Annotated in this window: 20 protein-coding genes; 10 read left to right on the top strand and 10 right to left on the bottom strand. The window is 72.3% G+C overall.

The window, feature by feature from the left end:
* Nucleotides 1–99: 99 nt before the first annotated feature.
* The 3 genes from EDF34_RS03035 (at nt 100) to EDF34_RS03025 (ending at nt 1,843) form a co-directional block, all read left to right on the top strand.
* Nucleotides 100–540, top strand: a complete 441-nt coding sequence (locus EDF34_RS03035) for a GNAT family N-acetyltransferase (RefSeq protein ID WP_123369870.1) — start codon at nt 100–102, stop codon at nt 538–540.
* 74 nt (nt 541–614) lie between these two features.
* A complete protein-coding gene (locus tag EDF34_RS03030; protein WP_123370640.1) occupies nt 615–1,226 on the top strand; it encodes a GNAT family N-acetyltransferase in 612 nt (203 codons plus the stop codon).
* Nucleotides 1,184–1,843 (top strand): GNAT family N-acetyltransferase, encoded by a 660-nt coding sequence (locus EDF34_RS03025; protein ID WP_233575156.1) that lies wholly within the window; start codon nt 1,184–1,186, stop codon nt 1,841–1,843. The genes EDF34_RS03030 and EDF34_RS03025 overlap by 43 nt, the downstream gene beginning before the upstream one ends.
* On the opposite strand, the gene EDF34_RS03020 is transcribed toward EDF34_RS03025, so the two are convergent.
* Complete coding sequence (locus EDF34_RS03020) at nt 1,840–2,232, bottom strand: VOC family protein (protein ID WP_123369869.1); 393 nt, start codon at nt 2,230–2,232, stop codon at nt 1,840–1,842. The two genes, EDF34_RS03025 and EDF34_RS03020, sit on opposite strands and share 4 nt — an antisense overlap.
* A 163-nt stretch (nt 2,233–2,395) precedes the next feature.
* Here EDF34_RS03020 and EDF34_RS03015 point away from each other — a divergent pair, with 163 nt between their 5' ends.
* Together EDF34_RS03015 and EDF34_RS03010 are read left to right on the top strand one after the other, a co-directional pair.
* Nucleotides 2,396–3,202, top strand: a complete 807-nt coding sequence (locus tag EDF34_RS03015) for an ATP-binding cassette domain-containing protein (RefSeq protein ID WP_123369868.1) — start codon at nt 2,396–2,398, stop codon at nt 3,200–3,202.
* Nucleotides 3,199–5,136, top strand: coding sequence for a YhgE/Pip domain-containing protein (locus tag EDF34_RS03010; protein ID WP_123369867.1), 1,938 nt, complete (start codon nt 3,199–3,201; stop codon nt 5,134–5,136). The genes EDF34_RS03015 and EDF34_RS03010 overlap by 4 nt, the downstream gene beginning before the upstream one ends.
* Before the next feature lie 27 nt (nt 5,137–5,163).
* Here EDF34_RS03010 and ppgK read toward each other — a convergent pair whose 3' ends face one another.
* Nucleotides 5,164–5,937, bottom strand: coding sequence for a polyphosphate--glucose phosphotransferase (ppgK, locus tag EDF34_RS03005; protein ID WP_123369866.1), 774 nt, complete (start codon nt 5,935–5,937; stop codon nt 5,164–5,166).
* Nucleotides 5,934–6,803, bottom strand: coding sequence for a type I methionyl aminopeptidase (gene map, locus EDF34_RS03000; RefSeq protein ID WP_123369865.1), 870 nt, complete (start codon nt 6,801–6,803; stop codon nt 5,934–5,936). Before map ends, ppgK begins: the two co-directional genes overlap by 4 nt.
* A 58-nt stretch (nt 6,804–6,861) precedes the next feature.
* On the opposite strand from map, the gene EDF34_RS02995 reads away from it, so the two are divergent.
* Together EDF34_RS02995 and EDF34_RS02990 are read left to right on the top strand one after the other, a co-directional pair.
* Nucleotides 6,862–7,026 (top strand): SPOR domain-containing protein, encoded by a 165-nt coding sequence (locus EDF34_RS02995; protein WP_123369864.1) that lies wholly within the window; start codon nt 6,862–6,864, stop codon nt 7,024–7,026.
* 69 nt (nt 7,027–7,095) lie between these two features.
* Complete coding sequence (locus EDF34_RS02990; RefSeq protein WP_123369863.1) at nt 7,096–7,713, top strand: YitT family protein; 618 nt, start codon at nt 7,096–7,098, stop codon at nt 7,711–7,713.
* On the opposite strand, the gene EDF34_RS02985 is transcribed toward EDF34_RS02990, so the two are convergent.
* From EDF34_RS02985 to EDF34_RS02970, 4 genes are all read right to left on the bottom strand, one after another.
* Nucleotides 7,710–8,669 carry an endonuclease/exonuclease/phosphatase family protein gene (locus EDF34_RS02985; protein WP_233575155.1) on the bottom strand — a complete coding sequence of 320 codons (960 nt, stop codon included), beginning with the start codon at nt 8,667–8,669 and terminating at the stop codon, nt 7,710–7,712. The genes EDF34_RS02990 and EDF34_RS02985 overlap by 4 nt on opposite strands.
* Nucleotides 8,666–9,472: a 3-methyl-2-oxobutanoate hydroxymethyltransferase gene (gene panB / locus EDF34_RS02980; RefSeq protein WP_123369862.1), complete on the bottom strand. Its 807-nt coding sequence runs from the start codon at nt 9,470–9,472 to the stop codon at nt 8,666–8,668. The genes EDF34_RS02985 and panB overlap by 4 nt, the downstream gene beginning before the upstream one ends.
* Before the next feature lie 28 nt (nt 9,473–9,500).
* Nucleotides 9,501–11,126 carry an NAD+ synthase gene (locus EDF34_RS02975; RefSeq protein WP_123369861.1) on the bottom strand — a complete coding sequence of 542 codons (1,626 nt, stop codon included), beginning with the start codon at nt 11,124–11,126 and terminating at the stop codon, nt 9,501–9,503.
* A gap of 207 nt (nt 11,127–11,333) precedes the next feature.
* On the bottom strand, nt 11,334–12,302 hold the full coding sequence (locus EDF34_RS02970; protein ID WP_123369860.1) for a hypothetical protein: 969 nt from the start codon (nt 12,300–12,302) through the stop codon (nt 11,334–11,336).
* Nucleotides 12,303–12,685: 383 nt separating this feature from the next.
* On the opposite strand from EDF34_RS02970, the gene EDF34_RS02965 reads away from it, so the two are divergent.
* Together EDF34_RS02965 and EDF34_RS02960 are read left to right on the top strand one after the other, a co-directional pair.
* Nucleotides 12,686–14,023 carry a glutamine synthetase family protein gene (locus EDF34_RS02965; RefSeq protein ID WP_123370637.1) on the top strand — a complete coding sequence of 446 codons (1,338 nt, stop codon included), beginning with the start codon at nt 12,686–12,688 and terminating at the stop codon, nt 14,021–14,023.
* A 37-nt stretch (nt 14,024–14,060) separates the two neighbouring features.
* Nucleotides 14,061–17,096 carry a bifunctional [glutamine synthetase] adenylyltransferase/[glutamine synthetase]-adenylyl-L-tyrosine phosphorylase gene (locus tag EDF34_RS02960; protein WP_123369859.1) on the top strand — a complete coding sequence of 1,012 codons (3,036 nt, stop codon included), beginning with the start codon at nt 14,061–14,063 and terminating at the stop codon, nt 17,094–17,096.
* Here EDF34_RS02960 and EDF34_RS02955 read toward each other — a convergent pair.
* Entirely contained in the window at nt 17,087–18,241 is a 1,155-nt protein-coding gene (locus EDF34_RS02955) for an AI-2E family transporter (RefSeq protein WP_123369858.1), read from the bottom strand. The genes EDF34_RS02960 and EDF34_RS02955 overlap by 10 nt on opposite strands.
* 165 nt (nt 18,242–18,406) lie before the next feature.
* Between EDF34_RS02955 and EDF34_RS02950 the strand changes: the two genes are divergently transcribed.
* Nucleotides 18,407–20,062: a hypothetical protein gene (locus EDF34_RS02950; protein WP_148076560.1), complete on the top strand. Its 1,656-nt coding sequence runs from the start codon at nt 18,407–18,409 to the stop codon at nt 20,060–20,062.
* A 67-nt stretch (nt 20,063–20,129) separates the two neighbouring features.
* Here EDF34_RS02950 and EDF34_RS02945 read toward each other — a convergent pair whose 3' ends face one another.
* Together EDF34_RS02945 and glnA are read right to left on the bottom strand one after the other, a co-directional pair.
* Entirely contained in the window at nt 20,130–20,504 is a 375-nt protein-coding gene (locus EDF34_RS02945; protein WP_123369856.1) for an SHOCT domain-containing protein, read from the bottom strand.
* A 194-nt stretch (nt 20,505–20,698) separates the two neighbouring features.
* On the bottom strand, nt 20,699–22,123 hold the full coding sequence (gene glnA, locus EDF34_RS02940) for a type I glutamate--ammonia ligase (protein WP_123369855.1): 1,425 nt from the start codon (nt 22,121–22,123) through the stop codon (nt 20,699–20,701).
* Nucleotides 22,124–22,257 lie beyond the last annotated feature (134 nt).

Below are 22,257 nucleotides of genomic sequence, written 5' to 3'. Positions count from 1 at the left end.
GCCCGCCCTCGCTAGCGTTGCAAGCATGATGACGCCCCCCGACGAGCTGCTCGTGGCCGGTGACCCGGCGGTGGCGCTGAACGCGTTCGCCCCCGACGACTGGACCCTCGAGCAGGCGCTGTCACTCGTCGAGGACGTGCCGCGCTGGACCTTCCATCCCGCGGACCTCAGCAGGCCGACGCGCGCCACCGGGTCGCCCGCAGCATCGACCGAGCCCGCGACGGACTGTCGACGCGCTACGTCATCCGGACCGGGGGAGCGCCCGTCGGGACGATCGGGCTGGCCCACCTGGACGGCACCTCGCCCGACGTGTTCTACGCGCTGCTGCCCGCCGGCCGGGGCGCCGGCATCGCGACACGGTCCGTCGTCGCGCTCGCGGACTGGGCGCTGAGCCACGGTGCCGAGTCGGTCCGGGTGCGGACGATGGTCGGCAACGGGGCGAGCGAGGCCGTCGCCCGCCGCGCCGGCTTCACGTTCACCGAGGAGCTGGTGGACGAGTTCGACGGCGCGCGCCTCCGCGCCTGGACGCGCCTCGCTTGACGCCTCCGGATGGCCGGCGGGACGAAGGTCCAGGTGAGCAACCGCACCGGAGGGCCAGGGTGGGGACCGTGATCATGGTCCAGGGAGTCGGCGCGCGCGGGACGATCCGCACGGACCGGCTGCTCCTGCGCCGGTTCACCGCCGCGGACGGGGACGCCCTGCACGCGTACCTGTCCCGGCCCGAGGCGGTGCGGTTCGAGCCGTACGGGACGCAGACGCGCGCGCAGTGCCACGAGCTCGCCCTCGAGCGGGCGGGAGACGCGTCGTTCTGGGCCGTGTGCCTGCGGTCCGACGAGCGCCTCGTCGGGAACCTGTACCTGCGGCACGACGACCCGCAGGCGTGGCGCTCGTACACGTTGGGGTACGTCTTCGACCCTGCCCACTGGGGCTCGGGTTATGCCACGGAGGCCGCGGCGGCACTGCTCGACGTCTGCTTCCGCGCCTGGGGTGCCCACCGCGTCAGCGCGCGGTGCGACCCCCGCAACACCCGGTCGTGGGCGCTGCTCGAGCGGCTCGGGATGCGGCGCGAGGGCCACCTGCGCCAGGTCGCCGCGTTCTCCACGGACGCGGACGGGCAGCACTGCTGGCACGATGCCTACGTGTACGCGGCGGTGGAGAGCGAGTGGTCGGGCGACGAGCAGCGGTGCACGCCGTACGCCGGCTGGACGCACTCCGTGCCCCGCTGATGGAGCTCGTCGTCACGCCCGCGACCCGCGCCGACGTCTCCGCGGCCGCCGCCGTCCTCGCCGAGGCGTTCAAGGACGATGCCGCGACCCTGGCGATCACGGGCCTCGGCCGTCCGACCGTCACGCAGCTGGCAGCACTGTTCCGGCCGCTGATCCGCAGCGGACCGCTCCGGCACGGCCACGTCGATCTCGCCCGACGAGCGAGCGACGGGCTGCTCGTCGGCGTCGCCCTCTGGGAGCCGCCCGGCCGCGCCTCGCCGCTGGCTCACCTCGCGCACGAGGCCACGGAGCTTCCCGCGTTCCTCCGTGCGCTCGGCGTGCGGGGGATGGTCCGCGCCGCCCGCAACCAGGCGCGCCTGGCGGCACACCGGCCGACCGAGCGGCACTGGTACCTGGCGATGATCGGTGCGGCCGACGAGGCCCGCGGGGCCGGCGTCGGCTCCGCGCTGCTCGCCTCGCGCCTAGCCGTCGTCGACCGCGAGCAGATGCCCGCGTACCTGGAGTCGTCGAGCGAGCAGAACCGGCGGCTGTACGTGCGGCACGGCTTCGCGACGACGTCGATCATCACCTCGGTCGAGGGCGCTAGGCCCGCAGCGATGTGGCGGCCCGCTCGCTAGTCTCCGTCGGCCTTCACCTGGGCGGGGGTGCGCAGCAGAAGGCAGAACTCGTTGCCCTCCGGGTCGGCGAGCACGTGCCACAGCACCTCGGGCCCCTGCCCGACGTCGATGGGCGTCGCGCCGAGCGCGAGCAGGCGGGCGAGCTCCGTGGCCTGGTCGGAGCCGTCGGGCGGACGCAGGTCCGGGTGCAGGCGGTTCTTCACCGACTTCGCGTCCGGCACCTTGAGGAACAGCCACTCCGCGGACCGGTCGGCCGCGCGGATGCCCACCTCGTCGTCGTCCGGGTCCTCCTCCCAGGCGCGCTCCCAGCCGAGCACCTCCGCCCACCAGCCGGCCAGGGCGTTGGGGTCCGTGCAGTCGATCGACAGGTGCGAGACGACGAGGCCCATCGGGTCTCCTTCGGGGGACGGCGGCGGAGCAGGTCACGCCATGGTGGCACCGGACCCTCGTGCTCGCCCGGCGCTCCGGCGCAGGAGTGGGCGCCGGTCGTCGGAAGCCGACATGCTAGGAGCGACCGCGCAGGTCCAGGCCACGAAAGCGCAGGAGGCCCCCATGCCCGACGCCGACGACACCCGCACCGACGAGCAGCACGCGCCGGAGCCGGAGGTCGCTGACGAGCCGGAGGCAGGGCTGCCCGAGCCGGACGTCGAGGCACCCGAACCGGCGCCCGTCCTCGAGGCCCACGCCCTCGGCCTGCACCTGCGGACCGGCTGGGTCTTCCGCCACGTCACCGTAACGGCGTACCCGGCCGAGGCGATCGAGATCGTCGGCAGCGGGGGCACCGGCCGGTCGATGCTCCTCCTCGCGCTCGTCGGTCGCGCCCGGCACACCGTGGGCGAGCTGGCCGTCCTGGGCCACCCGGTCCCGACGGGCCGGACCGGATCCCGGGCCGCCCGCGCGGTCCGACGCCGGACCGCCGTCGCGCAGGTCGGTCCGCCGATCGAGCTCGAGGGTCAGCAGCGCGTGCGCGAGGCGAACGCCGAGCGTCGCCGGTGGGACCACGTGCACCGCCGCGAGGAGGTCCGCACCCTCACGTACGACGAGGCCGCGGACCTCGTCGGGCTCACCGTGGGACCGGACGAGAGGATCGAGGAGCTCGCGACCGTCGACCGCACCCTGCTGGCCGTCGCACTGGCGCTGACCGCCCCGCACGAGGTGCTCGTCGTCGACGACGTCGACCTCGGCCTGAGCCAGGACGAGCACCGCCGCGTCGCCGACGCGCTGACCGAGGTCGCCGCGACGGGCGTCGTCGTGGTGTCGGCCGCGAGCCGCCCCAGCGGTGCGGAGCGGGCGCGCGTGCTCGAGATGCCGATCCACGAAGCGGTCCATGCGGCCGCCGAGGCCCGGGAGGCCCGATGAACGTCCTCGCCCTGACGGTGGCCGAGCTGCGCCGCTACCGCCGCCCGCTCGAGCGGCTGGCGATCGGCTTCCTCGTCCTGGTCCCGACGTTGTACGGCGGCCTGTACCTGTGGTCCAACTGGGACCCCTACGGCAAGGTCGACACGATCAAGGTCGCGGTCGTCAACGACGACGTGCCGGTGACGACCGACGACGGCGAGAAGGTGACGGCCGGCGACCAGATGGTCGACGAGCTCGAGAAGGAACCGGTCGTCGACTGGACCCCGACCGACGCGGCGGAAGCAGCCGACGGGCTCGCGGCCGGTCGGTACCTCATGGTCATCACCATCCCGTCCGACTTCTCGGCCAACCTCGCCTCGGTCGAGGGTGGGTCGCCGCAGGCCGCGCGCGTGGTGCTGGCCCGCGACGGAGCGAACGGGTTCATCGTGTCGGTAGCGTCGCGCGGAGCGGCGCTCGAGCTCCAGGAGCGGATCAACCAGGCCGCGCTCGCGGCCTACCTGCGGGTCGCGTTCGGGGACCTGGACGAGCTGAAGAGCGGGATCAAGGATGCCGCGAGCGGTGCGAAGGACCTCGCGGACGGCGCGGCCGACGCGCACGACGGCGCGACGAAGCTCGAGTCCGGGCTCGCGACGGCGGTCACGGGCACGACGAAGCTCCGCGACGGGGCGGAGAAGGTCGCGGACGGCAACGAGCAGATCGCGGCTGTCGTCGACCCCGTGACCGACGACCTGCTGCCCTTGCTGCCGGACGCCGTCGACGCGGCGGGTGACGTGTCCGCCGCGGTCAGCGACCTCACGGACGCCGTCGCGACGGGCGCAAGCAGCATCAGCGCCCAGACGAAGGCCACCGTGGCGGCGCTGGACGCCCTGGCGGCCGCCCATCCGGACCTGGCGGACGACCCCACGTTCACGACCGCCCACGATGCCGCCGAGGCCGCGGAGGCGCGCGCCGACGACGTCACCGCCGCGACCAAGGACGTGGCCGCGGCAGCGAAGGACGCCCAGAGCACCGCCGACGCGATCGGCGCGAAGGCGCCGGCGATCGAGAAGAAGATCACCGGAGCGCGTGACGACATCGACGCGCTGGCCACGGGCTCGCGCCAGGTCGCCGACGGCCTGACCGACCTGGTGCCCGCCCTCGGCGACGCCCAGGACGGCGCCGCCCAGCTCGCGGACGGCACGCAGAAGCTCGACGACGGCGCGACCAAGCTCGCGGACGCGCTGGCCAGCGCCGCGGGCAAGGTCCCGCACATCGACGACCCCGACGCCACGGCGGACGCGATCTCGTCGCCGTCGCTCGTCGAGGAGAAGGGCGTGAACCTGGCTCCCACCTACGGCGCCGGGCTCGCGCCGTTCTTCTTCGGCATCGCGCTGTGCGTGTTCGGCGTCGTCGCGTTCACGGTGCTGCGGCCGATCAACCCGCGTGGGCTGACGTCCCGGGCGTCGTCGGTGACGGTCGCGCTGGCGGGCTTCCTCCCGGTGGCCGTCGTCGGGATCGTCGGCGGTTGGGTGCTCACGGGGGTCATCGTGCTGACGCTCGGGCTCGACCCGGTCTCGTGGCCCGGCCTGCTCGGGCTGGTGACGCTCGGGTCGCTGGCGTTCACCGCGATCGCGCACGCGCTGCGCACGGCGTGGGGCGTCGTGGGCTCGTCGATCGCCCTCGTCCTGCTCATGCTGCAGCTGACCAGCTGTGCGGGGATCTACCCGGTGCAGACCCTGCCCGGGTTCTTCCAGGCGCTGCACCCGGTGCTGCCCATGACGTACGTGGTCGACGGGCTCCGCATCGCCATGACCGGCGGCCCGTCAGACCGGCTCGGCCTCGACCTGCTCGTCGTGGCCGGGTTCCTCGCGCTGGCCGTCGTGCTGGGCGTGCTCGTCGTGCGGTGGCGCCGGCGGTGGCACGTCGGGGAGCTCAAGCCGGTGCTGGGGGAGTGAGGGGGCGCCGCGGCGCCCCCTCGGCCCTCAGTCGTCCTCGGCTGCGAGGGCTGCCGCGCCGACGATGCCCGCCGCGTTGAAAAGCTTGGCCGGCACGATCTTGGTGCGCAGGTCGAGCAGCGGCAGGAAGTTCTTGTGGTGCTTGCTCACGCCGCCGCCGACCACGATGAGATCGGGCCAGAACAGGTTCTCGACGACCGTGAAGTAGCGCTGCAGACGCTGCGCCCACTGCTCCCAGTCGAGGCCCTCGCGGTCGCGCACCGACTCGGCAGCGCGCGACTCGGCGTCGTGCCCGTCGATCTCGAGGTGCCCGAGCTCGGTGTTGGGGACCAGGTGCCCGTCGACGACGAGCGCCGAGCCGATGCCGGTGCCGAGGGTCACGATGAGCACGACGCCCTTGACGTCGGCCGCGGCACCGTAGGCGACCTCGGCGAACCCGGCGGCGTCGGCGTCGTTCACGGCCACGACGCGGCGGCCGGTCGCGTCGCTGAACAGCTTCTGCGCGTCGGTCCCGATCCACGAGGAGTCGACGTTCGCCGCGGACTGCGCGACGCCGTGCAGCATCACGGCCGGGAACGTCACGCCGATCGGCACGTGCTTGTCGAGGTCGAACGAGTCGACGATCTCCGCGACCGTCTTCGCCACGGCGTCGGGCGTGGCGGGCTGGGGGGTCGGGATCCGCAGGCGGTCCTTCGCGAACTCCCCCTTGTCGAGGTCGACGGGGGCGCCCTTGATGCCGCTGCCCCCGATGTCGATCCCGAAGGCGATGTCGTGCTTGGTGGAGTGCTTGTGGTGGCTCATGGCAGTGTCAGGATCTCCGCTCCGTCATCGGTGACCAGCAGGGTGTGCTCGAACTGCGCACTGCGACGACCGTCGGCCGTCAGGACCGTCCAGTCGTCGTCCCACATGATCCAATCAGGTGTTCCCAGGTTGAGCATGGGTTCGATGGTGAAGACCATGCCGGGCTCGATGACCGTCTCGTAGAGCGGAGCGGCGTCGTAGTGCGGGACGACGAGACCCGTGTGGAACGCCGGGCCGACGCCGTGGCCGGTGTAGTCGCGGACCACGCCGTACCCGAACCGGGTCGCGTACTTCTCGATGACCCGGCCGATGACGTTGATCTCGCGCCCCGGCTTGACCGCCTTGATGGCACGGTCCAGCGACTCGCGGGTGCGCTCCACGAGCAGGCGCGACTCCTCGTCGACGTCCCCGGCCAGGAACGTGGCGTTGTTGTCTCCGTGCACGCCGCCGATGAACGCGGTGATGTCGATGTTGACGATGTCGCCGTCCTCGACGACGGTCGAGTCCGGGATGCCGTGGCAGATGACCTCGTTGACCGACGTGCACAGCGACTTCGCGAACCCGCGGTAGCCGAGCGTGGAGGGGTAGGCGCCGTGGTCGACGAGGAAGTCGTGGCCGATCGCGTCGAGCTCGTCGGTCGTGATCCCCGGGGCGACGTGCCTGCCGACCTCCTCGAGCGCCTGCGCGGCGATGCGTGCCGCGACGCGGATCGCGGCGACCGACTCGTCGTCGAACACGTCCGGTCCGCGCCACGGCGCCGGTCCCGGCTTGCCGACGTACTCCGGCCGCGCGATGTTGGACGGGACGGCACGACGAGGGCTGAGCGTGCCCGGGACGAGGGCGTTGCGGCTGTGCACGGGCGACATGCCTGGCAGTCTACGAGCAGGTCCGGGGCTCGACCCGGGATGTGAGAGGAGCACGACGATGGCCGGCGATTTCTGGTTCAACACCGAGACCCACGAGGTCGAGGAGGGTCGCAGCAGCGACTGGAGCAAGCTCATGGGTCCGTACGCGAGCCGCGACGAGGCGACGCACGCGCTCGACAAGGCCAAGGCGCGCGCGAAGGCGTGGGAGGCCGAGGAGGACTGACGTCATGTGAGGATGGTCCGCCGCTGGGCACCACCCCCGCCCGGCGCGAGACGCCCCGGAGGACCACCCATGACCTCAGCACCGACGGTCGACGCCGCCAAGCACTCGATCCTCGAGGACGCCCTCGGCATCCTCACCGGCACGTTCGTGCTCTCGCTCGGCCTGTTCCTGCTGCGGTCGGTCGACGCCGTGACCGGCGGCACGGCGGGCCTGTCGCTGCTGCTCGTGCACGTGGTCGACGTGCCCTTCGGGGTGCTGTTCGCGCTGGTCAACCTGCCGTTCCTGCTGCTGGCGATCCACCAGCGAGGCTGGGACTTCACGCTGCGCACCGCGCTGTGCATCGGCCTGGTCTCGGCGATGAGCGGGATGCACTCGGCGTTGTTCGGCGTCATCGACATCCCGACCGCGTACGGCGTGCTCGCGGGCAACGTGCTGGCCGGCGTCGGCCTGCTCATCCTGTTCCGGCACCGGTCCAGCGTCGGCGGGTTCAACATCGTCGCGCTGATCCTGCAGGACCGGGCCGGGTGGCGGGCTGGCTACGTGCAGATGGTGCTCGACACCGTCGTCGTGCTCGCGGCCTTCACGGTCGTCGACCCCGGCACCGTGCTGCTCTCCGCGGCGGGGGCGTTCCTGCTCAATCTCATCCTCGCGCTCAACCACCGGCCCGGCCGGTACCTCGGGTACTAGCGGCGCTCGAGCGTCGCGACGACCGGGCGGTGGTCGCTCCCACCCGTGGCCGGCAGGACGTCGAAGTCCAGGACCCGCCACGTGCGGCCGTCGACGAGCACGTGGTCGATCGGTGTCGCGAGCCAGGTCGGGGCTGACGCCGGCCACGTGCCGCTCGTCGACCGGCCCACGGCGTCCGCCGCGTCGACGCACGGTCCGAGGTGCTGCATCGCCGGGTGGTCGAGGGTCGCGTTGAAGTCGCCGGCGACGATGGCGCCGGGTCGTGACGCGCACGCGTCGGCCGCCGCGCGCGTCTCGGTCCGCCAGGTGGGCATGGAGCCGACCGAGCTCGGCGAGACCGGGTGGACGGCGACGAGCGTCGGGCCGTCACCCGTCACCGACAGCGCGCCGTGCCGCATGGGCAGGATCTCGGCGTCGCTGTACCGGCCGACCGCGGGGGAGACCAGGAGCGCGACGCCGTCCACGAAGGGGTCGACGCTGGGCGCGGTGCGGACCTGCATGGCGATCCCCTCGTCGGCGAGGAGCGCGGCGGTCGCGGTCGCGGTCGCCGCGGAGGTCTCGGGCAGCACCACGACGTCGGCACCCTCCTGTCGCACGAGCGCGGCGAGCGTCCGCGGCTGGGCACGGCCGAGGGTGTTGAACGACAGGACGACGACCGACTCCTCGCCCCTCGCCTCGGGCTCGGCCGCGGTCGACCGGGCGACGAGCACGCCGACCTGCGCGACTCCGCTGAGCACCAGCACGACGAGCAGCGGGACCGCGGCCGTCCGTGCGGGCCGCGGGAGCAGCAGGCTCAGCGCGACGACAACCAGCGCCGCGGCGCCGCTCGCGACGGCGATGCCCGCCCGGAACGCGACGAGCTGGGCGATGCCGAGCATGCCGGCTCCCAGGGGCACCGCCAGGACGACGGCGACGACCGCGGCGAGGCCGGCCAGCGCCCAGCCCGCTCGTCTCACGCGTCGAAGCTGTGCGCCGCGTCGGGGAAGGTTCCGCCCTTGACCTCGTCGGCGTACGCCGTGGCGGCGGCCTTGAGGGCCTCGCCGACCTCGCCGAACCGCTTGGCGAACTTCGGCGACCAGTCACCCATGCCGGCCATGTCGACCCAGACGAGCACCTGCCCGTCGCAGGCCGAGCCCGCGCCGATGCCGATCGTCGGGATCGCCAGGATCTCGGTCACCCGCTCCGCCACAGGGGCGGGGACCATCTCGAGCACGACCGCCACGGCGCCCGCCTCGGCGATCGCGATCGCGTCCTCGCTGAGCTGCTCGGCGGCCTCGTCGCCCCGGCCCTGCACGCGCGGGCCGCCCAGGAGGTTCTCCGACTGCGGTGTGTAGCCCAGGTGCCCGACGACGGGGATCCCGGCCTCGGTCAGCGCGCGGACCTGCGCGGCGACGCGCCGGCCGCCCTCGAACTTCACCGCCGAGACGCCGGTCTCCTTCATGATCCGCACGGCCGTGGCGAGAGCCTGCTCCGGGCCCGACTCGTAGGAGCCGAACGGCAGGTCGGCGACGACGAACGCGCGCTGGGCGGCACCGGCGACGGCGCGTGCGGCCACGACGATCTCGTCGACCGTGACCGGCAGGGTGGTCCGGTAGCCGTGCATCGTGTTCCCGATCGAGTCGCCGACGAGCAGCATGTCGATCCCGGCGGCGTCGAAGATGCTCGCCGTGACGGCGTCGTACGCGGTGAGCATCGTCAGGCGCTCGCCGCGCTGCTTGGCCTCGCGCAGGTGGTGGACGCGGACGCGCTTGGGGGTCATGGGGTGGCTCCTCGGTTGTGCGGTTCCGTCACGGCTCGCGCCAGCGGCTCGTGACGGGAAGTCGGCGGTCGCGGCCGAAGGCGAGTGCCGTCACCTTGGGTCCGAGCGGGTACTGGCGGCGCTTCCACTCGGCGCGGTCGACGAGCTGGAGCACGCGGTCGACGACGGCCGGGTCGAACCCGCGGGCCAGCAGCTCGGTGCGGCCCTCGGCGTGCTCGACGTAGGCGTCGAGGACCTCGTCGAGCAGGTCGTAGGGCGGCAGCGAGTCCTGGTCCACCTGGCCGGGGCGCAGCTCGGCGCTCGGCGGCTTGGTGATCGACGACTCGGGGATGGGCGGCAGCTCGCCCTGGTCGACCGCGTGGTTGTTGCGCCAGCGGGCCAGCGCCCACACGCGGGACTTGTCGACGTCCTTGAGCGGCGCGAAGCCGCCGATGCTGCCGGCGTCGTAGATCGTGGCGTACCCGGTCGCGAGCTCCGACTTGTTGCCCGGCGCGATGACGAGATGACCCTCGCGGTTCGAGATCGCCATGAGGATCACGCCGCGGACGCGCGCCTGCAGGTTCTCGGCCGTGACGCCGTGGATCTCCATCTGCTGCTCGAACGCGTCGACCATCGGCTTGATCGCCTGCACGCGGTAGTCGGCGCCGATCCGCTTGGCCAGGTCCTCGGCGTCGTCCTTGCTGTGTCCCGACGAGTGCTGCGAGGGCATCGAGACGCCGACGACGTTCGCGCCGCCGATCGCGTCCGCGGCGATCGCGGCGGTCAGCGCGGAGTCGATCCCACCGCTGAGGCCCAGGGTCACCGACCGGAAGCCGTTCTTGCGCACGTACCCGGCCAGGCCGGTGACGATCGCGCGGTAGATCTCCTCGTCAGGGTCCAGCGGCGGGACCTGCGGTCCCTGCTCACCCAGCTCCCAGACGAGCAGGTGCTCGACGAACTGCGGTGCCGTGGCGAGCAGCGTGCCGTCCGTCCCCGCGACGAACGAGCCGCCGTCGAACACCAGGTCGTCCTGGCCGCCGACGAGGTTGACGTAGACGACCGGCGCGTCGACCTGCTGGGCCCGACGCTTGGCGAGGTCGGTCCGGACGTGTCCCTTGCCCTCCTCGAACGGGGAGCCGTTGAGCACGACGAGCGCGTCCACGTCACGCACCTGCGTCACCGGCCCGCCGTCCTGCCAGATGTCCTCGCAGATCACGACGCCGAACCTCGCGCCGGCCACGTCGATGACGAGCGGGTCCTCGCCCGCGGCGAAGATGCGGAACTCGTCGAACACGCCGTAGTTGGGCAGGTGGTGCTTGTTGTACCGGGCCTCGACGACCCCGTGCCGGATCAGCACGGCCTGGTTCGTCGGGCGGGTCCCGGCGGCGGTCTCGCGCTCGCCGACCGTCCCGACGAGCACCGCGAGCTCCCCGAGCCCCTCGTCGGCCAGGGCCTTCGCCGTGGCCTGCAGCGCCGCCTCGGCACCGCGGCGGAAGCTCGCGCGCAGGGCGAGGTCCTCGATGGGGTAGCCGGTGATCGTCATCTCGGGGAACACCACGAGGTCGGCGCCGGCGTCCGCGGCCTTGCGTGCCCACGCCCGCACGGCGGTGGCATTCGCCTCGACGTCCCCGACGCACGTGTCGATCTGAGCGAGCGCAATCCGCGGCCGAACCATCCCCCGACCCTATCCACCCACCCACCCCCGAGCGCGCCCCCACCCTGTGACCCCGCCCACCGCCGCCCACCGCCCCGCGCTCGCAACCGCGCCGCGCCTCAGCTGCACCGCGCGCCCGACCCGCCCGCCCCCCGCTCCGCACGACCGGTTGAGTCCGTGATTGCACGACACGCCGCGGAAGACCCGGCGTGTCGTGCAACCACGGACTCAGCGCAAGTGCGGCACGCGGGGCTCCATGTGGATCGGCGGGCGGTTTGCCGGCGAGCGTGAGGCGTGGAGGGCCTCGATGCGGCGCAGGGTGCGCAGCGGTTGCCGCGCGATCTCCGCCGGCGTCAACGAGATGCGGAGCACACCTGCCTCGGCGAGCGCGCTGTCGGCGCGCACGGTCCTGTCCCAGTCGGCCCCGGCGGCATGGTGCATGTGCGAGTGGACCTGGATCGCTATGCCGACATCGTCGAGCCACAGGTCCGGGGAGGGCAGCAGCGTTCCGTCCGTCGTCCAGAGCACCGGGTTGGGCCATGGCTCAGGAAGCGTCGAGCTAGTCGTGATCAGCTCGATCAGGTCGTGCTCAGGTGCGGACCAGGCTCCCGTCGAGGCGGCCGCCACTGCTCGGCGGAGCGTGGCGGAGCCACGTGTCGGTCCGGCGTTGAGCTCGTCGACGAAGGCGTCCAGCTTCGCCTTCCGGCGCTGGACCGCCTCGACGACCAGCGCGGTCGCGTAGCGCTCGTCTCTTCGCGCACGGCACGCATCGGCCACCGCTCTGACGACCGGTGCCACGAGCACGATGCCGCCACCGTGGATCGGCCGCACCGGTCGATCCGTTCGGCGGGTGCGGACGAAGCCAGTCACGCGCTGTGCCCTGCTCCAGGCGACCAGCACGTCGACGTACTGGTCGGGCTCCGCGTACCGAAGGCCGTGCCAGTGGGCCGCCGCGCCGCCGGTGATCACGGCGTCATCGCCTACGTGGAGCTGCGCGGCGACGAGCTTCTGGGCGGCGTCGAGCGCGCCCCGGCCGAGCAGCACGACGCCCGGGAGGACGAGGCGCCACGACGTCGCCAGGCGTCGGCGGAGGACATCCGGGGACACCCCGGCGTCGACCAGCTGCGTGCGTGTGACGAGCTGGCGCTGCCGCTGCGCGGCGGCATGGACGTCCGCCGGAAGCTCAAGTCGCGTCATAGCACGAGGCTGTCCCCGCCGACGTCCTCGTGGGAGTGAAGCGCCGCCGGTTGTGGACGACCCGGCTGCCCGCACGACCTGTGGACGCCTCGCGACGACTCGCGGCCGGCTGCCGGCCGACAGCTGCATCACTGGCTGAACGCCTGGTTGCACGACACGCCGGGCATTCCGCAGCGTGTCGTGCAACCACGGGTGCAGGGCTTCGTGAGGGCGGCGTCAACCGGCGGAGGGCGGTGGCGGTACCAAGCGAGGGCCGCGCCAGCGAGAAGAGGAGGGTGCACCGAGCCGGAGCGCCGGTTGTGCGGAGAGCGCTCGGAGGTTCGTGGTGGACGCGCGGCGGACAACTGCTCTGGACAGGGCGGATGTCAGGCAGGATGTACGTCATGGACAGGCAGCAGGAGTTCGTGCTCCGCACGGTCGAGGAGCGGGACATCCGCTTCATCCGTCTCTGGTTCACCGACGTGCTCGGGATCCTCAAGTCGGTGGCGGTCGCGCCCGCCGAGCTCGAGGCCGCGTTCGCCGAGGGGATCGGGTTCGACGGCAGCTCGATCGAGGGCCTGACCCGGGTCTACGAGGCGGACATGATCGCCAAGCCGGACCCCACCACGTTCCAGGTGCTGCCCTGGCGCGGCGAGCGGCACGGCACGGCGCGCATGTTCTGCGACCTGCTCACGCCCGACGGCGAGCCGAGCCTGGCGGACTCCCGCAACGTGCTCAAGCGTGCGCTGAGCCGCGCGAGCGACAAGGGGTTCACGTTCTACACGCACCCCGAGGTCGAGTTCTACCTGTTCGACGCCCCGGCCGACCCGAACGTGCCCCTGGTCCCCGTGGACCAGGGCGGCTACTTCGACCACGTGCCGCGCGGCACCGCGCACGACTTCCGGCGCGCCGCGATCACCATGCTCGAGTCGATGGGGATCTCGGTGGAGTTCTCCCACCACGAGGCCGGTCCGGGCCAGAACGAGATCGACCTGCGCTACGCAGACGCGCTGACCACGGCCGACAACATCATGACCTTCCGCACCGTGGTCAAGGAGGTCGCCCTCGAGCAGGGCGTCTTCGCGAGCTTCATGCCGAAGCCGCTGTCCGACCAGCCCGGCTCCGGCATGCACACGCACCTGTCGCTGTTCGAGGGTGACCGCAACGCGTTCCACGAGCCCGGCGCGCCGCTGGAGCTGTCGAAGGTCGCGCGCTCGTTCATCGCGGGCCTGCTCGTGCACGCCGCGGAGATCACCGCCGTCACCAACCAGTTCGTGAACTCCTACAAGCGGCTGTGGGGCGGCGCCGAGGCGCCGAGCTACATCTGCTGGGGCCACAACAACCGCTCCGCGCTCGTCCGCGTGCCGATGTACAAGCCCGGCAAGGGCAACTCGAGCCGGATCGAGTACCGCGCGGTCGACTCCGCGACGAACCCGTACCTCGCGTTCGCGGTGATGCTCGCGGCCGGCCTCAAGGGCATCGAGGAGGGCTACGAGCTCCCCGACGGTGCCGAGGACGACGTGTGGGAACTCACGGATGCCGAGCGCCGCGCGCTCGGCATCGAGCCGCTGCCGCAGTCGCTGGACGCCGCGATCTCCGTCATGGAGCGCTCCGAGCTGGTCGCCGAGACGCTCGGCGAGCACGTCTTCGACTTCTTCCTGCGCAACAAGCGCCGGGAGTGGGAGGAGTACCGCTCGCAGGTCACGCCGTTCGAGCTGAAGCGGTTCCTGCCGGTCCTGTGATGCGGGCACGGCGGCGGCGCCCGACGAGGGACGCGGAGTGAGCGAGCCCCGCGGCGGGACCCTGGCGGGGCGGCTCTCGCGCGTCGGCGTCGAGGACGTCCCGCGCGGCGAACGGCTGATCGCCGACGACGCTCTGGTGGCCGTGCTGCCCGAGGTCGCGGACGTGCTCGTCGGGCCGCTCGCGGACGTCGGCGACCCGGACGCCGCCCTGCTGACCCTCGCGAAGCTGGCGGGCGTCGTGCGCGACGACGCGGCGCTCGGCCCTCTGCTGCGCGACGTGCTGCGCGAGGACGGGCACGCGCGCCACCGGCTGCTGGCTGTCGTCGGCGCGTCCGTGGCGCTCGGGGACACGCTCGTCGCGCACCCGAGCAACCTGCGCGTGCTCGTCGACGACGAGCCGGGGGTCGGCGTCCCGGTCGAGCAGGTCCGGGCCGAGCTGCTCGCGGCTGTGGGGGCCGACGCCGACGCGGACGTGCCGGTGGCCACCCTCGTCGGGAATCCCGGCGTCGACGCGATGCGCCGTGCCTACCGCACCCGGCTGCTGCGCATCGCGGCCGCCGACCTCACCGCCAGCGACCCGCTCAGCCGCCTGCCGGGCGTCGCGGCCGCGCTGGCCGACCTCGCCGCCGCCGCGCTCGAGGCGTCGCTCGCCCTCGCGCGGGCGGGGCTCGACGACCACGGCCGGGACGTGCGCCTCAGCGTCATCGGCATGGGCAAGTGCGGCGGCCGGGAGCTCAACTACGTCTCGGACGTCGACGTCATCTACGTCGCCGAGCCCGTCGACGGCGCCGACGAGGCCGCCGCCCTGGCCGCGGGCGCGAAGCTGGCCGCGGGCCTGGCGCGGGCGTGCTCGACGACGTCGGGGGAGCCCGCGCTGTGGCCCGTGGACGCGGCGCTGCGCCCCGAGGGCAAGGACGGGCCGCTGGTCCGCACGCTCGCGAGCCACCGCGCCTACTACGAGCGCTGGGCCAAGACGTGGGAGTTCCAGGCGCTGCTCAAGGCCAGGCCGCTGGCGGGGGACCGGGCGCTCGGCGCCGAGTACGTCGCGATGACCCAGCCGTTCGTCTGGGCCGCGGTCCAGCGGGAGAACTTCGTCGAGGACTCGCAGGCGATGCGCCGCCGCGTGGAGTCGCACGTGCCCGCGGCGGAGGCCGACCGGCAGCTCAAGCTGGGCGTCGGTGGCCTGCGCGACGTCGAGTTCACCGTCCAGCTGCTGCAGCTCGTGCACGGACGGGCCGACGAGGACATCCGCAGCCCCAGCACGCTGACCGCCCTGGCGGCGCTCGCGAAGGCCGGTTACGTCGGTCGCGACGACGCCGCCCGCCTCGCCGTCTGCTACCGGTTCCTGCGCCTGCTCGAGCACCGGATCCAGCTGTACCGCCTGCGCCGCACGCACCTCATGCCGGCCGCCGAGGCCGACCTGCGCCGCCTGGCGCGCTCCGTCGGCATGCGCGCCGAGGGAGCGGACGGGCTGACCGAGCGCTGGCGCTCGATCAAGCGCGAGGTCCGCAGCCTGCACGAGGAGCTGTTCTACCGCCCACTGCTGCCCGCCACCGCTCAGCTCTCGACCGAGGAGGCGAGCCTGGCGCCCGAGGCCGCCCGCGCGCGCCTCGCGGCCATCGGCTACCTCGACCCGACCGGCGCGCTGCGGCACATCGCGGCGCTGACCGGGGGTCTCTCGCGCCGCGCGGCCATCCAGCGCCAGCTGCTGCCCGTGATGCTCGGCTGGTTCGCGGACGGGCCGGACCCGGACGGCGGTCTGCTCGCGTTCCGACGGCTCTCGGAGTCGCTCGGCACCACGCACTGGTACCTCAAGCTCTTGCGCGACTCGGCCGCGGCCGCCCAGCGCCTCGCGCGCGTGCTGTCGACCAGCCGCTACGTCGCCGACGCGCTGATGCGCTCGCCCGAGTCGGTCGGCTGGCTGGCCGAGGACGAGGAGCTCGAGCCGCGCACCTACGAGCGCATGTGGGCGGAGGCGGACGCGATCCTCACGCGCGCCGACGACCCTGTCGTGGCGACCGGACTCCTGCGCGGGCTGCGCCGCCGCGAGCTCGCGCGCACGGCAGCGGCCGACGTGCTCGGCGTCGTCACGGGCACCCGCGCCGCGGCGAGCCTGACGCGGGCGGCCGACGCGGTGCTCGTCGGCGCGCTGCGCATCGCCGCCTGGGAGGCCCGGGCCGAGCGCGGGCTCGACGAGACGCCGACCCGCCTGCTCGTCGTGGCGATGGGCCGGCTCGGGGGCGGCGAGATGGGGTACTCGTCGGACGCCGACGTCCTGTTCGTGCACGACCCGCGCCCCGGCGCGGATCCCGTGCAGGCGCAGGAGTTCGCGCTGTCGGTGGCCACGCGGATCCGCCAGCTGCTCGGGGCGGTGGGCCCGGAGCCGGCGCTCGTCGTCGACGCCGACCTGCGCCCCGAGGGCCGCAACGGGCCGCTCGTGCGCTCCTTCGACGCGTACGCCGAGTACTACGACCGCTGGTCGGCGCCCTGGGAGAGCCAGGCACTGCTGCGGGCACGACCGGTGGCCGGCGACGAGGCGCTGGGTCACCGCTTCGTCGAGCTGATCCAGCCGCTGCGCTACCCGCCGGGCGGGCTCGACGCGTCCGTCGAGCGCGAGGTCCGGCGCATCAAGGCTCGCGTCGAGGCCGAGCGGCTGCCACGCGGCGTCGACCCGACCCGGCACCTCAAGCTGGGCCGCGGCGGGATCTCGGACGTCGAGTGGACCGCCCAGCTCCTGCAGCTCCAGCACGCCGCCGCCGTCCCCGGCCTGCGGACCACCTCGACCACCGAGGCGCTGGCCGCCGCGCAGGGTGCGGGTCTCCTCGCCGCGGACGACCGTCGCGCGCTCGTCGACGCCTGGAAGTTCGCGTCGCGGCTGCGCGATGCCAACGTGCTGTGGACCGGCCGGGCCGACGGCGCCCAGGTCGACGTCCTGCCGCACGACAGGCAGGCGCTCGCCGGGCTCGCCCGCGTCGTCGGCTACCCGGCGGGCTCGGGCGGTGAGCTCGAGCAGGACTACCTGCGCACGGCCCGCCGGGCCCGTGCGGTGGTGGAGCGCGTCTTCTACGGCTGAGGCTCGTCGGGGACGTCGTCGGGCAGGTCGTTCCAGCCCCGGTTCCGCTTGAGCGCGGCGACGTCCTCCTGCAGCAGGGGCGAGTCGACCAGGTCGTGGCGACGGATGTAGGTGTGGGAGACCGCCTGGATCGTGGCGAGCACCGGCAGCGCGAGGAACGCGCCCATGGCCCCGAACAGCGCACCGAAGCCGATCACGCCCAGGAAGGAGACCGCCGGGTTGAGCTCGAGCGACTGCGCGGACACCTTGGGCGAGAAGATCAGGTTCTCGACCTGCTGGTACGCGATGATGAACAGCAGCACGACGACGCCCTTGGCGGGCGAGATGGTCAGCGCGACGGCCACCGGCAGGGCGCCACCGATGTAGGTGCCGATCGTCGGGATGAACTGCGAGACGATGCCCGTGAACGCCGCGAGCGGCAGCGCGTACGGGACGTGCACGATCGTCAGGAAGACGAACGTGAACGCTGTCGAGAGCCCGGCGAGCACGAGACGCGACGTGATGAAGTCGGCGACCTTGGCCTGCGAGACCTCCCACAGGCGCAGCACCTCGACCTGCCGGTTCGGCGCGAACAGGCGCAGCACAGCGGCCCGGAACTTCGGTCCCTGGCTCGCCATGTAGTAGACGACGAGCAGGACGGCGCTGGCGGTGAAGAGCCCGCTGACGACGGACGCACCCGCGCCGACGAGGCCGGGCGCGAGGTCGCGCCAGTGGGCGCCGATGTTCGCGACGGCCTCGTCGGCCGCGGGGATCTGGACGTCGAACGACGAGTCGAGCCAGGTCGCGAGGTCCGTGTAGTAGTCGGGCAGCGAGGCGATGAGCTGGACGAGCTGGTCGATGAACAGCCCGCCGAACAGGACGAGGATCACCGCGCCGCCGATCAGGGCGCTCGCCATCACGATGCCCGTGGCCCGCGTCCGCCGGATGCCGTGCCGCACGAGCCACTTGATCGAGGGCTCCATGGCCAGCGCGATGAACCAGGCGATGACGACGATCGTGATGACGTTGGTCAGCAGGCCGAGCGAGCGCCAGACCCAGATGCCGACGATCACCGTGACGAGCCCCATGAGCAGCGCCCGCCACAGCCACGGCGGCGGCCGGTGCGCTTCCGGCGTCTCGAACGGGTCGAACTGCGGCTCGGCCATGGCGGTCCCTCGGTCAGCGTGCGTCGTCTGACGGGCAACCTATCGGCCCGTCGCAGTCGCTCGCGGCGAGCACGCCGAACACAACTGCGGCAAATGGTGTTGCTCGACGTCCCGGCCTGCCAGGATCGAGGTGTTCGCGCAGGTCATCAGACGCAGGAGGCAGCCGTGGCACCGCCGAGAGAGCGCAAGCCGAGAGTGGAGCCGGGCGACACTGCACCGGTCGAGAAGGTCCCCGCGGTCCCCGACGACGATGCGCCGGTCGACGAGCCCGGAGCGGTCGACGACCCCGGGCCGGTCGACGAGCCCGGGCCGGTCGACGAGCCGGTCGACCGCGTCACGGTCGAGGACACCGTCGACGACCTCACCGACGGCCACCCGACCGAGGCGGACACGATCGTCCTGGACGTGCCCGTCGAAGCCGAGCCGGTCTCGACGCAGACCGTCCCCGTCGAGGCTGTGGGCCTCGCCGGCGCGTCCGTCGCCGACGAGGACATCACAGCGAGGCTCGCGCGGCTCGAGGCCGAGAACGCGGCGTTGCGCAGCAAGCTCGCCACGCCTGTCGCGACGGCGCCCGCCGCGCGGGTCCCGCACCAGCGCGTGCGGATGTGGGCTGCCGTCGCGCTCATCGCCATCGGCGCGCTCCTGGCGCCCTTGGGGCTCGTCGCGCACTGGGCGCAGCGGACCCTGACGGACACCGATCGCTACCTCGAGACCGTGGCACCACTGGCCGACGACCCGCAGGTGCAGCAGGCGATCATCAACCGCACGGTCACCGCCGTGATGAGCAACATCGACGTCTCGAACGTGACCACCGAGCTGCAGGACTTCCTGGTCCAGCAGGGTGCTCCCGACCGGTTGACCGCCCAGATCCCGCTGCTCGACGCACCGCTCACGAGCGGTGTGCAGACGCTGGTCACGCGCGTCGTGACCAGATTCGTCGAGTCGGACGCGTTCAGCTCCTTGTGGACCCAGGTCAACCGCACGGCGCAGACGCAGATCGTCGCGGTGCTCAACGGCGACCCGAACACGGTCGTCCAGCTCGACGACGACGGGTACCTGAGCCTGCAGCTCGGGCCGATCATCGACATCGTCAAGACCCAGCTCGTCGACGCAGGCCTCGGCATCGCCTCCGTGATCCCTGATCTCAACCCGACCGTGCCCGTCGCGCAGGCGGACAGCCTCACGCAGCTGCGGACGGCCTACAACGTCCTCGACACGCTCGGCGACTGGCTGCCGTGGATCGCCCTGCTCTTCCTCGCGGCCGGCGTCCTCGTCTCGACGCGCCGGATGCGGATGACGGTGATCGCGGCCCTGTCCCTCGTCGGCGGGATGGCTCTGCTCGCGATCGGCCTGGCCATCGGCAAGGAGTCCATCCTCGGCGCTCTGCCCGCCACCGCGTCGGGCGGTGCCGTGACGGTCATCTTCGAGTCGGTCGTGCACTTCATGAAGGTCGCGTTGCGGATGGTGGCGGTCATCGGCCTCGTCGTCGCCTTCTTCGCCTTCATCGCCGGGGGCTCAGCCGCGGCGCTCGCGACCCGACGCTCGGCGGGCAGCGGGTTCGAGACGGTCAAGTCCTGGGGTCGTGGCAAGGGTGTCGACACGGGGGGCTTCGGCGTCTGGCTCGGCTCGCAGCGCGTGCTGATCCGGTGGGTGCTGATCGCGATCGGTGTTCTCGTCATCATCGCGGCGGACACCCCGACCGCCGGCCTGGTCATCTGGACGACGGTCGGCGTCGTGGTGCTCATCGGCATCGTCGAGCTGCTGAGCGCCTCGCCCGCAGTCGTCGCCGAGACCACGGAGCCCGAGGTCCGCGCGGTCTGAGCCTCCTGGCACGAACGGCGCCCACCCCGCGGGGTCGGCGCCGTTCGTGCGCTGCTGGGGGAGGGCGTCAGGCCAGCGCGCGCTGCTTGAGCGTCTCGAACTCCGACTGGCTGATCGCGCCCGCGTCGAGCAGTGCCTTGGCCGAGGCGATCTGCGCGGCGGGTGCCGGCACGCCGGGGGCAGTCGGGACGTACGCGTCGTCGCGCGCGCCCGGACGCGAGGAACCGTTCCGCCGTTCCGCCATCGCGCTGCCGCGCATGATCACGTAGGCGAGCGCGCCGAGGAACGGGAAGACCAGCAGGACGACGATCCACGCCGCCTTCCCCCATCCGCCCGTGTCCGAGTCACGGAACAGGTCGATGAGGATGTTGACGAGCAGCATGAGGTAGGCGAAGAACAGGAACGTCCACAGCAGCAGCCAGAAGTAGTCCGAGAAAACCATGTCGCGACTCCGCTCGTCGAAGGTGCCGTGGTGTGTCCGTACGGCACGCCCAGTAGACCACCGCGGCCCGGTCGATGGTCTCGACTCACCGTGATCGCGGGCCAGACGCACAGCACCCCCGCCGCCACGAGGGCGTCAGGGGTGCCGTCACTGCGAGTCACCGGCCCCCGGGAGCAGCCGGGGGCCGGGACGTGTCACACGTCGTAGTAGAGCTCGAACTCGTGCGGGTGCGGCCGCAGACGGATCGGGTCCACCTCGGCGTTGCGCTTGTAGTCGATCCACGTCGCGATCAGGTCGGGCGTGAAGACGTTGCCCGCCGTGAGGAAGTCGTGGTCGGCCTCGAGGGAGTCGAGCACCTCGCCGAGCGACCCCGGCACCTGCTGGATGAGGGCGTGCTCCTCGGGGGGCAGCTCGTACAGGTCCTTGTCGACCGGCTCGGGCGGCTCGATGCGGTTCTGGATGCCGTCGATGCCGGCCATCAGCATGGCCGCGAACGCCAGGTACGGGTTCGCCGACGGGTCCGGCACGCGGAACTCGATGCGCTTGGCCTTCGGGTTCGAACCGGTGACCGGGATGCGGATGCACGCGGAGCGGTTGCGGGCCGAGTAGACCAGGTTGACGGGGGCCTCGTAGCCGGGGACGAGGCGGTGGTAGGAGTTCACCGTCGGGTTGGTGAACGCCAGCAGCGAGGGCGCGTGCTTGAGCAGGCCGCCGATGTACCAGCGCGCGACGTCGGACAGACCGCCGTAGCCCTTCTCGTCGAAGAACAGCGGCTCGCCGTCCTTCCACAGGGACTGGTGCACGTGCATGCCCGAGCCGTTGTCGCCGAACAGCGGCTTCGGCATGAAGGTCGCCGACTTGCCGTTGTTGTGCGCCACGTTCTTCACGACGTACTTGAAGAGCATGACCTTGTCACCGGAGATCGACAGCTTGTCGAAGCGGTAGTTGATCTCCTGCTGGCCGGCGGTGCCGACCTCGTGGTGGGCGCGCTCGACGCCGAGGCCCAGCGCGTCCAGCTGCAGCGAGATCTGGTCGCGGATGTCGGCGAAGCCGTCCACCGGCGGAACCGGGAAGTAGCCACCCTTGTAGGGGATCTTGTGGCCGAGGTTGCCACCCTCCTCCTCGCGGCCCGAGTTCCAGGCGGCCTCGAAGGAGTCGATCTTGTAGAACGACTCGTTCTGCGCGGTCTTGAAGCGCACGTCGTCGAAGATGTAGAACTCCGCCTCGGGGGCGAAGAAGGCGGTGTCGGCGATGCCGGTCGACGCCAGGTACGCCTCGGCCTTCGCGGCGACCTGTCGCGGGTCGCGGCTGTAGGGCTCGTCGGTGTACGGGTCGACGATGTGCATGTTGATGTTCAGCGTCTTCTCGACCCGGAACGGGTCGACGTACGCGGACGTGACGTCGGGCAGGAGCTTCATGTCCGACTCGTGGATCGCCTGGAAGCCGCGGATCGACGAGCCGTCGAACATCTGGCCCTCGGTGAAGAACGCGGCGTCCAGCGTGGGGGCCGGGACGTTGAAGTGCTGCATCGTGCCGGGCAGGTCACAGAACCGGACGTCGACGAACTTGACGTCCTCGCTCTTGATGAACGCCAGGACTTCCTCTGGCTTGCTGAACATCCGCTGCTCCTCGGTTGGGTCGTACCCGTGGGGTCGGGCAAGGTGAGGCTACGAGTGGGCCGTTTCTTTGCCGTGTACCGAATGTTTCGACGGCGTTACGACGGCGAGCCCGGTGTGACGATTGCTGACCCTAG

The organism is Cellulomonas sp. PhB150 (genome assembly GCF_003755175.1).
Lineage (GTDB): Bacteria > Actinomycetota > Actinomycetes > Actinomycetales > Cellulomonadaceae > Cellulomonas.
Note: the sequence above shows the minus strand (reverse complement) of the source record. Positions and strands in the feature narration are given on the sequence as shown.

What these genes read in the sequence shown, in the direction of transcription:
- EDF34_RS03030 (WP_123370640.1), top strand. Translation starts at nt 615, where the DNA reads ATGGTCCAGGGAGTCGGCGCGCGCGGGACGATCCGCACGGACCGGCTG.
- EDF34_RS03020 (WP_123369869.1), bottom strand. Translation starts at nt 2,232, where the DNA reads ATGGGCCTCGTCGTCTCGCACCTGTCGATCGACTGCACGGACCCCAAC.
- EDF34_RS03015 (WP_123369868.1), top strand. Translation starts at nt 2,396, where the DNA reads ATGCCCGACGCCGACGACACCCGCACCGACGAGCAGCACGCGCCGGAG.
- EDF34_RS03010 (WP_123369867.1), top strand. Translation starts at nt 3,199, where the DNA reads ATGAACGTCCTCGCCCTGACGGTGGCCGAGCTGCGCCGCTACCGCCGC.
- ppgK (WP_123369866.1), bottom strand. Translation starts at nt 5,937, where the DNA reads ATGAGCCACCACAAGCACTCCACCAAGCACGACATCGCCTTCGGGATC.
- map (WP_123369865.1), bottom strand. Translation starts at nt 6,803, where the DNA reads ATGTCGCCCGTGCACAGCCGCAACGCCCTCGTCCCGGGCACGCTCAGC.
- EDF34_RS02995 (WP_123369864.1), top strand. Translation starts at nt 6,862, where the DNA reads ATGGCCGGCGATTTCTGGTTCAACACCGAGACCCACGAGGTCGAGGAG.
- EDF34_RS02990 (WP_123369863.1), top strand. Translation starts at nt 7,096, where the DNA reads ATGACCTCAGCACCGACGGTCGACGCCGCCAAGCACTCGATCCTCGAG.
- panB (WP_123369862.1), bottom strand. Translation starts at nt 9,472, where the DNA reads ATGACCCCCAAGCGCGTCCGCGTCCACCACCTGCGCGAGGCCAAGCAG.
- EDF34_RS02975 (WP_123369861.1), bottom strand. Translation starts at nt 11,126, where the DNA reads ATGGTTCGGCCGCGGATTGCGCTCGCTCAGATCGACACGTGCGTCGGG.
- EDF34_RS02970 (WP_123369860.1), bottom strand. Translation starts at nt 12,302, where the DNA reads ATGACGCGACTTGAGCTTCCGGCGGACGTCCATGCCGCCGCGCAGCGG.
- EDF34_RS02965 (WP_123370637.1), top strand. Translation starts at nt 12,686, where the DNA reads ATGGACAGGCAGCAGGAGTTCGTGCTCCGCACGGTCGAGGAGCGGGAC.
- EDF34_RS02955 (WP_123369858.1), bottom strand. Translation starts at nt 18,241, where the DNA reads ATGGCCGAGCCGCAGTTCGACCCGTTCGAGACGCCGGAAGCGCACCGG.
- EDF34_RS02945 (WP_123369856.1), bottom strand. Translation starts at nt 20,504, where the DNA reads ATGGTTTTCTCGGACTACTTCTGGCTGCTGCTGTGGACGTTCCTGTTC.
- glnA (WP_123369855.1), bottom strand. Translation starts at nt 22,123, where the DNA reads ATGTTCAGCAAGCCAGAGGAAGTCCTGGCGTTCATCAAGAGCGAGGAC.